The sequence below is a fragment of the Trichocoleus sp. DQ-A2 genome, assembly GCF_039961915.1.
Taxonomy (GTDB): Bacteria; Cyanobacteriota; Cyanobacteriia; order Cyanobacteriales; family FACHB-T130; genus FACHB-T130.
The window spans coordinates 1-13,563 of record NZ_JAMPKD010000023.1 but is presented as its reverse complement, the minus strand read 5'-3'; the positions used below and the strand labels follow the sequence as shown (position 1 = coordinate 13,563).

Sequence of the window (13,563 nt, the reverse complement as noted above, 5' to 3'; positions counted from 1 at the left end):
CGGATTAGCACTCTGTGCCAGTGAGTGCTAAATTGACTAATGGAAGCGCTCTGAAAACCTAAAACATGGCAAAAATCGTTGCATTTAATGACGAATCGCGGCGGGCACTAGAGCGGGGCGTGAACGTCCTGGCAGACGCCGTTCGCATTACGCTGGGGCCGAAAGGGCGGAATGTCCTTCTAGAGAAGAAGTTTGGCGCACCCCAAATTGTGAACGATGGTATCACCGTTGCCAAGGAAATTGAATTAGAAGACCCCCTGGAAAATACAGGCGCTCGACTGATTCAGGAAGTGGCATCCAAGACGAAAGATATTGCGGGTGATGGCACGACTACGGCGACGGTTCTGGCTCAAGCGATGATTCGTGAGGGCTTGAAGAACGTAGCGGCTGGGGCAAATCCAGTGAGTTTGCGGCGGGGAATCGAAAAAACGATCGCCTTCTTAGTGGAGGAGATTGTAGCGATCGCGAAACCAGTGGAAGGTAGTGCGATCGCGCAAGTGGCAACCGTCTCCGCTGGTAACGATGAAGAAGTCGGCAAAATGATTGCCGAAGCGATGGATAAAGTCACCAAAGACGGCGTGATCACCGTTGAAGAATCCAAATCGATGGCAACGGAACTGGATGTCGTCGAGGGGATGCAGCTGGATCGCGGCTACATTTCTCCCTACTTCATCACCGATTCCGAACGGATGGTGGTGGAATATGAAAACGTCCGGATTTTGATGACGGATAAAAAAATCAACTCTATCCAGGATTTGATTCCCGTCTTGGAAAAAGTTGCCCGTTCCGGTCAAGCTTTGCTGATTATTGCCGAAGACATCGAAGGAGAAGCTTTGGCAACTTTGGTGGTAAATAAAGCGCGGGGCGTACTGAATGTAGCCGCCATCAAAGCGCCTGGATTTGGCGAACGCCGCAAAGCGATGCTGCAAGATATCGCCGTTCTCACTGGCGGTCAGCTAATCTCAGAAGAAGTTGGTTTGAGCCTAGATACCGTCTCCCTGGAGATGCTGGGAACCGCTCAGAAAATCACCATTGATAAAGAAAACACCACCATCGTCGCTGGTGATGCCAAGACGGCAGATGTGCAAAAGCGGATTGCCCAAATTCGCAAGCAGCTAGAAGAAACGGATTCTGACTACGACAAAGAAAAGCTGCAAGAGCGAATTGCTAAGCTTGCCGGTGGTGTCGCCGTCATCAAAGTGGGTGCGGCGACCGAAACCGAACTCAAAGACCGCAAGCTGCGGATTGAAGACGCCCTCAACGCGACCAAAGCTGCTGTGGAAGAAGGTATCGTTCCTGGCGGTGGCGCGACGCTGATTTACCTGAGCAAGAAAGTTGCTGACATTAAAAATAGTCTGGACGCCGAAGAAAAAGTCGGTGCTGACATTGTGGGCAGATCTCTAGAAGCCCCCCTGCGTCAGATGGCAGATAATGCCGGTGTCGAAGGCTCTGTCATTGTCGAGAAGGTGCGCGAGACTGATTTGAATATCGGTTACAACGCGGCTACCGACACATTTGAAGACCTGATCGCCGCTGGGATTATCGACCCTGCGAAAGTTGTACGTTCGGCGTTGCAAAATGCCGGTTCGATTGCCGGGATGGTGTTGACCACTGAAGCCCTGGTTGTCGAGAAGCCTGAGAAGAAAGCGGCTGGTGCCCCGGATATGGGCGGCATGGGCGGCATGGGCGGCATGGGCGGCATGGGCGGCATGGGTGGCATGGGCGGCATGGGTGGCATGGGCGGCATGGGCATGATGTAGTCCATTGTTCGCGTCCCCAGCGCCCACAGGTTGAAACCTGAAGCTAAAAAAACAAAGCCCACCTTTGTGGACTGAAAGAAAAGCAGCTTGTCTCAAACGGCAAGCTGCTTTTTTGTAGCGATCGCTCATTGTAAGAGTGTTACAGTATTGAAAAATTATAGGGTTCAAACCTACTTAACTGGGATAATTCCTCAAACTTCTGTTTAATCAGCATTTTAGGAAAATTTTCAGTAAATACTGTTACTTTAGGTAAATCATCGGGAATCTTATATGAAGGTAGTTCCTTAGATATTTTTCTTTCAGATAGAGGATTAACTTTAACAATGCTAGTCTTTTTTCTTCACGGGGTTGCTACACGGGATGTTAAATATGGAGATAAATTGAAAGGTTTTATTACAGAAGAGTTTACCAAAAGAGGTGAATTACTCCCTCACTTTTATTATAGTTTTTGGGGCGATGTTTTAAATGATGTTGGGAGGATGTGGAACTGGATTCATCAAGATTTACAGGAAGTTAAAAAGGAATCTCCAAATTTAGATATTCAAACCATTTTGAGGTATCAACACTTTAGACAAGGCTTTCTATCTGAATTCGTTGGAGATGCTTTCACCTACCTTAATCAAGAACGGGGCGTAAAAATTAGAGAACTGATTGCAGATCAACTAGAGGACTTTATAAGACGTAACCCTGAAGAAACTGACCTTCATATTGTTGCCCATTCCTTGGGAAGCGTCATCCTATGGGATAGTTTGTTCTCCGATAGATTTGATTCTGATGATGCGGCGTTTCATATTCGTACAATGATTAAAGGACTAGGTGATTCCACCTCCAAAAGACAAGTTTACCTAAGGAGTATTACCACAATGGGTTCTCCTATTTTATTCTCTAACACCATGTTAGGTATTAATCCTAATAAAGTTAAATGTTTTGCTAAGAATTATAAAAACCAAGGTTTGAGATGGATTAATATAATTCATTCCTCTGATATTATTGCCTATCCGCTTCGGACAAGCTTTAACATTAATTCGTCTGATAACATATTTTTACAAGATGAGTATATTTTAGATCATGCTAACCTGGCGGAAAATACTGCCTATACTGTCGGTCAAGTGGATGCAGCCTTAGCTTTAGGAGTTGTTGATGCTCATCACTGGTATATGAATTGTTCTAAAACAGCTAATTTAATTACTGATAATATTTTATCTGGTAAAAATATTATGTATGATGTTATATCTCGCTTAAAAAAAATACCTGAAGTTAAAAATGTTTTAACTCCAGTAAACTATATCTTTGATAAAAAATTACTGCATCTAAATTTTAGAGATGGTAGCGGTAGTATACAAATGTATGTTAATTTTGCCAATATACACCATGTTTATATATTCGATACTAATGAAGATCGCAAATTTGCAGGATATTTTGGGTGGAATTATGCTAATAGTTTTCAGGAGGAAATTGAATTAATTAAAAGAGAATTTTGCTGAATAAAGAATAGATAAAATTCTAAAATAAATACTGAATAGGAGTAAATGCAAATGACACAAAGACGCCCCCAGCCTGCGGAAGTAGTTACACAATACAATGTAGACGAAGACGATGATAATTCTTTGTTTGAAGACTTTTACGATAAACCCGGTAGTCTACCAGGAACAATTTTTATTAATAAAAATTCTCCGCCACCCAAAATTATCTTAATTGACTACAACGAGGCAAACCGCATCTGCATGCCACTTGAGACCCCAGCAGCGTGCGCTAGCTATTTGGATACCGAGTCGGTTTCTTGGGTGGATGTGTTGGGCTTAGGAGATGAAGAAATTTTGCGAGAATTGGGACAGGTTTTTCATTTACATCCATTGGTTTTGGAAGATGTGGTAAATGTACCCCAGCGACCCAAAGTGGATGATCAGGGAGACCATCTGGTGCTTATTAGCCGGATGGTGATGCCTAAAGAAAAAGGCACTGGCTTCTACAGCGAACAAGTGAGTTTAATTTTGGGGAAACACTATTTGCTCACTGTGCAGGAGGAACCACTCCGGGATTGCTTTACACCTGTGCGCGATCGCATTCGTCACAATAAGGGCACTATCCGCAAGCGCGGTGCCGATTATTTAGCCTACGCACTGTTGGATTCAATTATTGATGGATTTTTTCCGGTTTTAGAAGTTTATGGTGAGCGAATTGAAGATTTAGAGGAAGAAGTTATCGCCAATCCTACACGCAAGACTCTAGACAAAATATATCAAGTTAGGCGCGAATTGTTGGCACTCCGTCGCGCTATTTGGCCCCAGCGAGATGCCATAAATTCCTTAATTCGAGATGGGAGTCCTCTTATTTGTGAAGAAGTCCGAATTTATCTAAGAGACTGTTACGATCATGCGGTTCAAGTAATGGACATGGTGGAAACATATCGAGAACTATCCTCTGGGTTAATGGATGTTTATATGTCTTCGGTTGGCAACAGAATGAATGAAGTCATGAAGCTTTTGACTGTGATTTCTAGTATTTTTATTCCCCTCACTTTTGTTGCTGGAATCTACGGCATGAACTTTAATACAGAAAAATCACCATTCAATATGCCGGAACTAAACTGGTATTTAGGCTATCCGCTTTGCTGGGCATTGATGATAGCGATCGCATCTGGTTTAATTTACTTTTTCTGGCGGCGCGGCTGGTTTGATAATTTTTCCACAGTTAAGGATGACTAGTATCATGTCCATAAATTGCTTTTCTTATAAACTGTAATTTTTTGCTAAAAATTAATGGGAGGCAAAAATTTTGGTTTTTAATTACTTAATTTTGAATTGTAATAAGTTTTTTATGTCCAAAAGTGAAACTTCTAATTAAAAACTTTTCCCAACTAAAAATTACCAATTACTAATTACTAATTTTGGATGATCGCAATTTATTCATCTTGACTGTCTACATCATCTGTGTCACTTACGTTTTATACCGAGTTTTTAAATCGGTAGATAGAAATCAAGTGATTGTCCATCTCGATCGAGAATCCTTAAATGGACAACTGGAAACACAAAATCTAAGAGATCGCGTCGATATCCAATTTAAGCTGGAAAAGCGATACCAACTAGATCGACTGCGCGAACTATCAATCCAGATTGACAATAAATCTGCGGAGCATTCAATTGACGTAGATTGGGATCGCAGTTCGCTAACAGATTTTGACGGGCGATCGCGGCGAGTGATTCGCCTGACGCCCAGCATGATTCTGGATCTCTCCCAGCGTCAAGTTTATAGCTTTATTGGATCTGGAAAAATTCTTAAAGAAAAAATAACTGTTGAAGACGTTCTCCAGCGCGACTTGCAAACCGATGTTTTGAAAATCTCAGCGCCCCTTTTTGATCCATCCAAGCTCAAAAAACTCTCTAGTCCTGAGAGTACGCTGCGCTTTTCTCTAACGCTGGTGCTGCATTTATTGAGGTCTACGAGTGAGACGGGCAATTCCGTTACTCACATTTTGTCTTGTGACTTTACAGTTAAAAAAGCTCCTTGGACAGATGTAATGCGTTGGAATCCCAGAGAAACAACTAAAAAATAAAAATTGAGAAATTCTTAAATTTTTATTTTTGTTTTGGTCACTGGGGAGGCTGTACTTTCATCCAAGCCCCGTTACCACAGTAGGGGACGGGACAGAAAAAGCCCTTACTGGTAACGAGAAAAAAAAGCTAGTTTCTAATTTTTAATGGTTAAGCAATGTCTTTGACTGCGTATTGCGCTTCGCAGCGCAAACCAGTGGCAATTCTAAAAAGTTCTTGACCCGTGTGCAGGTAGCCTTCATCATAGTTGAGCGTAAAAAGTTCTAACTCTTCAATGCCATCTGCTACTTGATTGAGGCAGTAGTAAAGGTGAACTGCTGCGCCAGCAACATTGGCTGGATTAGGCAAAGAACGAAAAGCCAGCTGAGCTTGTTTGAGATAGTTACGACACTCTTTCAGGTAAGCCTGAAATTGTTCCATCAGTTCATCATCAAAAGGATCGGCTGAAAGTTGGTCTAGTTGGTCTGCCAGAGGATTGAGAATGCGACAGATCAAGCGATTGACCGGCACATAGACTTTCTGAAGCCATTGCTCCAGTTGTTCGTCGGCATCTATTGCTGTCTGTCGATGCGCGTAGTATCGGTTTTCAGCGTTGGCTTGCTGTTGTCGCTGCGCGTAGTATCGGTTTTCGGTGTCGGCTTGCGGTTGCCGCTGCGATCGCGCCGAAGCATCGGCTTGCTGGTATCGCTGCGAGCGCGCCGAAGTATATGTCGCTGATGATTCGGCTCGTCGCGACGGATGATTGTTAACAGATTGTTCGTGTCTCAGGCGATCTTTGAGCAGCATCTGGTCATAAGACTGCCGCTGTTGAGGGTCGCCCAGTATTTCGTAAGCAGCATTAATCCGGACAATTTGCTCGTGGTTCGCTGTTTCGCGATTACCATCTGGATGAAACAGCTTCACTAGACGCCGGTAAGCTTGCTTGATCTGTACCGGAGTCGCTGCGGGACTAATATCAAGGGTGTCGTAGTGAGTGGAATCTGTCATGGAAATAGCTTTCTGTCAGAGGCATGAGTCATTAGTAGGTAGAGGTATGACTAATGACTCATAGCTCATGAGCTTTTAACTAATGACCACTAACAGTTACTGTAGCGTCAACCCAGCACAGCTGGCACTCGCGGTTCTGGATCTTGGAACAGGGGTGTACTTAAGTAGCGTTCTCCAAAGCTGGGCTGAACCATGACAATCAATCGTCCCTCATTTTCGGGGCGCTGAGCGACCTTGATGGCAGCATAGAGGGCAGCACCCGTGGAAATGCCGGAAAGCAGTCCTTCTTCACGAGCAAGACGACGACCGTAGGCGATCGCATCATCATCTGTCACTGCAATCACCTCATCAATCAGCTCAACTTTCAGCACTTGGGGAATAAACCCAGCACCGATGCCCTGAATTTTGTGGGGGCCAGGGCGTCCGCCGGACAACACTGAGCTACTGATGGGTTCAACAGCGATCGCTTTAAAACCCGGTTTCCGTGGTTTAATCACCTCTGCTACACCCGTAAGCGTGCCGCCAGTGCCTACTCCAGCGACCAGGATATCCACCTGTCCGTCTGTATCCTCCCAGATTTCCTCAGCAGTGGTTTCCCGGTGAATCTGGACGTTGGCTGGATTGCTAAACTGTTGCAGCATATAAGCATTAGGCGTGCTGTCAACAATTTCTTGCGCCCTACGAATGCAGCGGCTCATCCCCTCAATGCCAGGGGTCAGTTCCAGTTCTGCTCCATAAGCCCGCAGCATCGCCCGTCGTTCGGTACTCATCGTGTCTGGCATTGTCAAGATCAGCCGATAGCCCCTGGCTGCTGCCGCCATCGCTAGAGCAATACCAGTATTCCCAGAAGTCGGTTCCACTAAAATTGTTTTGCCTGGGTGGATTAACCCCTGCTCTTCTGCCGCATTAATCATACTCACCCCAATCCGGTCTTTGACCGAGGCAGCTGGGTTCATCCCCTCCAATTTCACCACAATCCGAGCCAAACAGCCTTCCTCTTGGGGAATGCGGTTCAACTGTACTAAAGGCGTCCGACCGATTAATTCTGTAATGTTTTGAGCAATCCGCATAGATTTTAGTTTTTTTCTTGGTTATGAGGAGTCAGAAGTCAACATCAATCATTAAAAAGTGCAAAATTAAAAATTAAAAGAAGCATACTTCATGTTTAATTTTTAGTTTTCAATTTTTAATTTTTAAATGTAATACATGATGTCTAGCTGACGCCTAGAATCCCGTTTTTCTGCTAAATCTTGAAGCGTGTATCCTTGTAAGACCGAATTAGCTGTTTGATGCACTTCCTGCCAGATTTCCTCTACCACGGCACTTTCTACCGTTTTGGAAGTGTTGTTGTTCTCAGAAGGTTTGGCATCCAATCCTTCCAAGCAACTCACAACTTCTAAGAGCGTAATTTTCCAAGGTTCCCGCGACAGCAAATAGCCTCCCTTTGCTCCACGTTGGCTACGCACTAAACCGCCACGCCTCAATGTCGCCAGCAGCTGTTCTAAATATCGATCGGGGATATTTTGTTGAGCCGCAATCTGCCGAATTTGTAACGGTTCGTTGTCGTTGTAGTGACACGCTAGCTCTAACAGAGCCAACAGCGCATATTCTGTTTTACAGGAAAGTTCCACAAGCTTGAGATCGAGTGTGAGGGATCGTCTATTCCAGTATACCCCGGTTCTCCACCGGAGTTTGTCGGTTTAAGCATTCGCCAATAAAAAAGCCCCGCTAATACGGGGCATAACCGGGTTCGCAAAATTTACGACACAAAAGCTGGGAGCAGGGGAGCAAGGGAGAAGAGGGACAGAGGGAGTAATCACCCCTTACCCATTACCACCTGTCCTAGCAATGTGCGGGCTACTACTTCCGTCTCCCTAGAAGCTGAACGTTGTTCTGAGCGTGCCAATAACGGCATCTTCGTTATCGTCATTTTGGTTGGGAGCGGTAATCCAGATGATGCCGGGAGTCACAGAGATGTTATCCGTCAGCTGGTACTTGTAGAATCCTTCGAGGTGATAAGAGAGATCGTTCTTAATCCCGACTGGGCTGCCTTGAACTTCAAGACCTGCCAAGTAGGGTTCTACACCTGCAAAAATTCCCAGGATATTCCCCCGCTTACCTAAATCGGGGAAAGCCACACCTAATCCGTAGTACCAGACCTCGCCTCTGGTACTATTTTCAACCGCGCTAATATCAGTCTTACCAACGAAGCCGCTCAGGGAGAATCTGTCGCTCAGTCGTAAGGCAGCCTCAAGACCATAGGAGTTAGTGATCAGTGCGGTATCCCTAGCCAGTACTAATGGAAACCGAGCGCCTGTTCCAGTTGCAAGAGTTGGATCGTTAGCTCCGAGAGTACCTGTTACCGGCCTACCGCCAGCCGATCGCGGACTTCCACCAAGGTCGAAAATCCCGTCACCCGCGTTATGGTAGCCGTGGACGTAGGTGGCAGCTAAGCCCAAGCGATCGCTAACTGTAAAATTCAGTTGCGCCAACGCCGAATAGTCTCCGTTGAATAGACCAAAATCACTGGTTCCGCCATCAGGTCTGGTAAATGAGCCAGGATTATTGCCATTATCTGCCAAGTAACCCAGGCTCAAGGAAGTAGGACCGAGAATCGGTGCTGTACCTACACCGAGCCTGATCCCGATACCGGCACCGCCACCGATTCGATAAATAGGACTCTGCTGAGCAAATGACGAAAGTGCGGCGGTACCTCCGTCTCCGTCATAAAAGTAAGGGTTGAGGACGGGAGCGTAGTCGGCATGAATTCCTCCCGCAGCGGCAATGTAGACTTTGGAAGCTCCAAAGGGAAACTCATACGCCAGCCAATCTAAAGCGATATCGTTGTTGTTACCGGGATTAAGGTCAAAGGTCTGGTTGCCCTCGAATGAACCATTAGGTTGAAAAGGTGTAGTGTTACCCGCAGCAAGACGGGTGTGCAATACATCTCGACCCGTGAAGCTGGTTTGGAAGTCTAAACGAACGCGATCGCCAAAAATGGTATTGGTGTCCTCGCGATCGCTAAACTCGTCCGTGACAGCGAAGATCGCTTCACCCACCAGTTTGGTGGTTGTCGAGAACTGATGGTTTTCTAGGAACGTCACCCGTCCTTCCAGGTTATCTACCCGCGTCCGGAGAGTTGCCAGTTCTGCCCCAAATTCATCAATTAGCCGCTGAAGTGTGGCTAAATCTTCTTTGGTGACAAAATCTGCTGTGGAAGCGGCAATCAATTTCTCGATTTGCAGCAAACAAGCGTTCAAACCTGCCGCAAATTCATAACGGCTCATTGCCCGGTTGCCCCGATAGGTGCCATCCGGATATCCTGCTATACAGCCATAGCGCTCTACCAAGCTTCGCAGTGCTTCGTATGCCCAGTCGGTTGGTTCCACGTCCGACAGTTGGGAGACGTTGGTGACTTGGCTTTGGGAGTTATTTCCTTCCTGGCTGTAGCGATTGATTTGTTCTAAAACGCTGTTGTTGTCAACTGTATTTCCTGCTGGGGCTGTTTGAGCCAGCTTTGAGTCAGCTGCTGGCATCACTGGTACAGATGTGCCTTCAATCGTTTTAACCTCTAGCGCTTGAGCTGAGTCGGCGGTTGCTGGCTCCTGGCTGGGTGCGACTGCCAACTGTTCTGGCGCTTCTGTCGCAGCCACTTTCTGCTCTAACTCTGACTTCTCAGCGGTAGCTGAAAACACAGGGATTGAGCTGACTGTTGGGGTTTCTGGCGCAGTAGCGATCGCTACTGGCTGCAACTCTGGTAGTGCCTCTACCGTTTGGGGCTGAATCATTTCTTTAGCGGCAGGCGTTTGTGCAGCGATCGCTGCCGATGAAACTACCAATGCTGCCCCCAAAACTGCTGGGCTGAATACCAGCGATCTCCAGATAAATTTAGCCATCTTTCCTCTTTTCCTCACACACACCTTAATTAAGAAAGATTTACATCCTTCTTAATTTTTCCTGTCATCCTACCACGGCCTAGAAATTGCATTAGGTAATAAATCATACAAAAAAGCCCCGCATTGAGCGAGGCTTGATTGGTTTCATGTCAGAATATTGGGCGAGCTGGATTAACCCAGCCGCCTAGCTTTTGTGTTATTAGAAGCTGAACGTAGTTCTGAGCGTACCGATATAAGCGTCGTCGCCCTCCTGCTGGTTGGTACCCGTCAGCCAGACGACGCCAGGAGTCACTGAGATGTTTTCAGTCAGCTTGTACTTGTAGAAAGCTTCTACGTGGTATCCTCTCCCGTCCAAACCGTCTATTTCGGTTCCGTTAAGTTCGAGGCTTGAAAGATAGGGTTGGGCACCTGCGAAGATACCCAAAACGTTACCCCGCTTACCTAGGTCAGGGAAGGCTACCCCTAATCCATAACTCCAGATTTCACCATCCCCGTCACCAATCACTCTGACGTCGGTATAAGAGACAAAGCCACTGAGTGAAACTCTGTCACCCAATCTGAAAGCACCTTGTAATCCGTAGGAGTTACTTACGACTGGAGCCGCCGTAAGGATTCCTGGATTATTAGCGAACAAATTACCAACCACACCCTCTCCGCGACCGATATCGAATATCGGGTTGCCAGTGTTATGGTAGCCGTGGACGTAGGTTGCAGCCAAGCCGAAGCGATCGCTGACGGTAAAGTTAAGCTGCGCCAACGCCGAATAGTCGCCGTTGAACAGACCAAAATCGCTGCCTGGGTTATTCGCGGAATCATTATCTGCTAAATAGCCAACAGTTAATGAAGTGGGACCGAGAATTGGTGCTCTGCCCACACCCAGTCTCAGACCAGCACCAGCTCCACCCCCAATGCGATAAATGGGGCTGTACTGAGCAAAGGTTGAGAGGGATCCCTCACCACTGTCACTGACTCCGTTATAGAAGTAAGGATTCAGAACAGGGGTGTAGTCGGCATGGCGTCCTCCAGTGGCTGATATGTAAACTTGGGAAGCTCCAAACGGGAACTCATACGCCAGCCAGTCTAAGCCAATGTTATTGTTATTTTCGTCGCCGAAGCCGAGGTTAAAGGTCTGGGTTCCCTCAGCTGTTGGAATTGCATCATTAATACCATCACCATCGATATCGCCGATAGGGGTACCAAAGCCGAAAGCTGCGAGGTTCCCTGCTGCCAAACGGGTGTGCAACTTATCTCGACCTGTGAAGCTAGTTTGCAGGTCTAAACGGACTCTGTCGCCAAAAATGAGATTCGTGTTGTCGTCGTTATCCCCAAATCCATCAGTAACTGCGAAGATCGCTTCACCCACCAATTTGGTGGTTGTCGAGAACTGATGGTTTTCTAGGAACGTCACCCGTCCTTCCAGGTTATCTACCCGCGTCCGGAGGGTTGCCAGTTCTGCCCCAAATTCATCGATCAGCCGCTGAAGTGTGGCTAAATCTTCTTTGGTAACGAAATCTGCTGTAGACGCGGCAATTAATTTCTCGATTTGCAGCAAACAAGCGTTCAAACCCGCCGCAAATTCATACCGGCTCATTGCCCGGTTGCCCCGATAGGTGCCATCCGGATATCCTGCTATACAGCCATAGCGCTCTACCAAGCTTCGCAGTGCTTCGTATGCCCAGTCGGTTGGTTCCACGTCCGACAGTTGGGAGACGTTGGTGACTTGGCTTTGGGAGTTATTTCCTTCCCGACTGTAGCGATTGATTTGTTCTAAAACGCTGTTGTTGTCAACTGTATTTCCTGCTGGGGCGCTTTGAGCCAGCTTGGCGTTCGTCGGTGCTGCCATCGGAACCGACACGCTGTTGTCTACGCCTAGAGCTTCGGCTGAGTTGGCGGTTGCTGCGTCCTGGATGGGCGTTGCAGCCACCTTAGCTGGCGTCTCTACTACTGGCATTACAGGTACAGACGTGCTATCGAGCTTCTCTACCTTTAGTGCTTCTGCCGAGTTGGCGGTTCCTGCATCTTGTATCGGCGCTACTGCCAACTGTTCTGGCGTTTCAACCTCAACTGCACTCAGCGCTTCGGCTGATTTAGCGGTTGCTGAAAACACGGGGGCTGAGTTAGCTTCCGGGGCTTGGGGTGCAGTAACCAAAGCCACTGGCTGCACTTTCGATAGGTTTGCCTCAGTCGTTTGGGGCTGAATCACTTCAGAGGTTACGGACTTTTCAGCAGCGATCGCTGCTGAAGAAAGCACGAGTGCCGCTCCCAAAACTGCTGGACTTACTAGCAGAGATTTCCACATTAATTTAGCCATCTTTCCTCTTTTCCTCACACACACTTTTTCAGAAAGATATTTCAGAAAGAGTGACAATCCTTCTTGATTTTTCAAGTCATCGTAACACAGATTGGACGGTGCCACCACCTCACCAGCGCCTGAAATGATTGCTAGAGCGCTTATTGAGATTTTTCGTGTTATTTTTCGGATGACCTAAGTCACTCTTTAAAAATGACTTGCGCCCTATCAAAGTCTTTTGTTGTCAACCCATCGCTATCATCTGTTGTCAGTGTTAGCGTTACCTTATTGTACAAAATTTCTCGTAGATGATGCTTTGTTTCTATTGAGATGCAGCAACAGCAACTAATTTGTTAATCTGGGCGATCGCTTCTCCAAACTTTTTTCATTTTCTCTTCTACTGCTTCCCTGGCTAACTTGATAGCTGATGAATGCTTTGTTAATTGCCAGCTCGCTGAGTATCTACGCCATCGCCTTCCTGAAAAAAAGCCCCTAAAAAACTATCCGCCCCCACGGGAAGCGTTTTGGTATCACCATTACACTCAATGTGAGGGCGGTCTAGCGGGTCTTCAAATTAGCACCAGACTGTCGGAAGGAACTCCAAATACCAGCCTAGCTCTTTCAGCCTTTAGTTAATCCCACTAGGGGATTAAAACCGGCTTTTAGAGAACAGCTCCGACGCTCAGCCGGTTAACGCTAATTTGATGACCCATAAATTTACTACTATCACTCATGGGCATCACCTCCTTGTTGCCTGAACGGTCTAATTCTCAAAAGGAGTAGGGTAAAAATCGCTAAGGATTCATTCCCTTCCTTTAGATTAGCACAGGCTAGAGCGGATGTGGGGTGGCTTGAAAAAAAAATACCCCGCGAGTGGCGGGGTATCGTTCAATGAGGAGTGCTGTAGGAGCGGGCTCGCCCCGCCCATGCTGAGTTAGAGAAAATTAACTCAATATTTCACTCCTGACATTACAGTGCGTTACCGCGAGGCAGAACCTCTTCAGGGAAGATAAAGTTCTCGTGGGGTTGATCCTGAGGAGCCATCCAAGCCCGGATGCCCTCATTGAGGAGAATATTCT

General features: G+C 46.7%; 10 protein-coding genes and 1 pseudogene. 4 read left to right on the top strand and 7 right to left on the bottom strand.

Features of this window, described 5'->3' with window-relative positions:
* Positions 1-65 precede the first annotated feature (65 nt).
* The 4 genes from groL to NC997_RS20665 all read left to right on the top strand — a co-directional run bounded on the left by groL (position 66) and on the right by NC997_RS20665 (position 5,313).
* Positions 66-1,760, top strand: coding sequence for a chaperonin GroEL (gene groL, locus NC997_RS20680; protein WP_190432341.1), 1,695 nt, complete (start codon positions 66-68; stop codon positions 1,758-1,760).
* A gap of 323 nt (positions 1,761-2,083) precedes the next feature.
* On the top strand, positions 2,084-3,244 hold the full coding sequence (locus NC997_RS20675; RefSeq protein ID WP_190525527.1) for a hypothetical protein: 1,161 nt from the start codon (positions 2,084-2,086) through the stop codon (positions 3,242-3,244).
* A gap of 51 nt (positions 3,245-3,295) precedes the next feature.
* On the top strand, positions 3,296-4,465 hold the full coding sequence (gene corA / locus NC997_RS20670; protein WP_190432336.1) for a magnesium/cobalt transporter CorA: 1,170 nt from the start codon (positions 3,296-3,298) through the stop codon (positions 4,463-4,465).
* Positions 4,466-4,647: 182 nt separating this feature from the next.
* Positions 4,648-5,313: a hypothetical protein gene (locus NC997_RS20665; protein WP_190525526.1), complete on the top strand. Its 666-nt coding sequence runs from the start codon at positions 4,648-4,650 to the stop codon at positions 5,311-5,313.
* A gap of 148 nt (positions 5,314-5,461) precedes the next feature.
* Here NC997_RS20665 and NC997_RS20660 read toward each other — a convergent pair whose 3' ends face one another.
* The 7 genes and pseudogenes from NC997_RS20660 to NC997_RS20630 form a co-directional block, all read right to left on the bottom strand.
* Positions 5,462-6,298 carry a J domain-containing protein gene (locus NC997_RS20660; protein WP_190525525.1) on the bottom strand — a complete coding sequence of 279 codons (837 nt, stop codon included), beginning with the start codon at positions 6,296-6,298 and terminating at the stop codon, positions 5,462-5,464.
* A 107-nt stretch (positions 6,299-6,405) separates the two neighbouring features.
* Entirely contained in the window at positions 6,406-7,368 is a 963-nt protein-coding gene (gene cysK, locus NC997_RS20655; RefSeq protein ID WP_190525524.1) for a cysteine synthase A, read from the bottom strand.
* A 123-nt stretch (positions 7,369-7,491) separates the two neighbouring features.
* A complete protein-coding gene (locus tag NC997_RS20650; RefSeq protein ID WP_190411711.1) occupies positions 7,492-7,929 on the bottom strand; it encodes an Rrf2 family transcriptional regulator in 438 nt (145 codons plus the stop codon).
* Positions 7,930-8,172: 243 nt separating this feature from the next.
* Positions 8,173-10,194, bottom strand: coding sequence for an iron uptake porin (locus NC997_RS20645; RefSeq protein ID WP_190525523.1), 2,022 nt, complete (start codon positions 10,192-10,194; stop codon positions 8,173-8,175).
* Positions 10,195-10,393: 199 nt separating this feature from the next.
* Complete coding sequence (locus NC997_RS20640; RefSeq protein WP_190525522.1) at positions 10,394-12,505, bottom strand: iron uptake porin; 2,112 nt, start codon at positions 12,503-12,505, stop codon at positions 10,394-10,396.
* A gap of 179 nt (positions 12,506-12,684) precedes the next feature.
* A complete protein-coding gene (locus NC997_RS20635; protein ID WP_190411714.1) occupies positions 12,685-12,780 on the bottom strand; it encodes a 4a-hydroxytetrahydrobiopterin dehydratase in 96 nt (31 codons plus the stop codon).
* 673 nt (positions 12,781-13,453) lie between these two features.
* Positions 13,454-13,563 (bottom strand): annotated as a pseudogene (locus NC997_RS20630) (photosystem II protein D2); the annotation flags it as partial.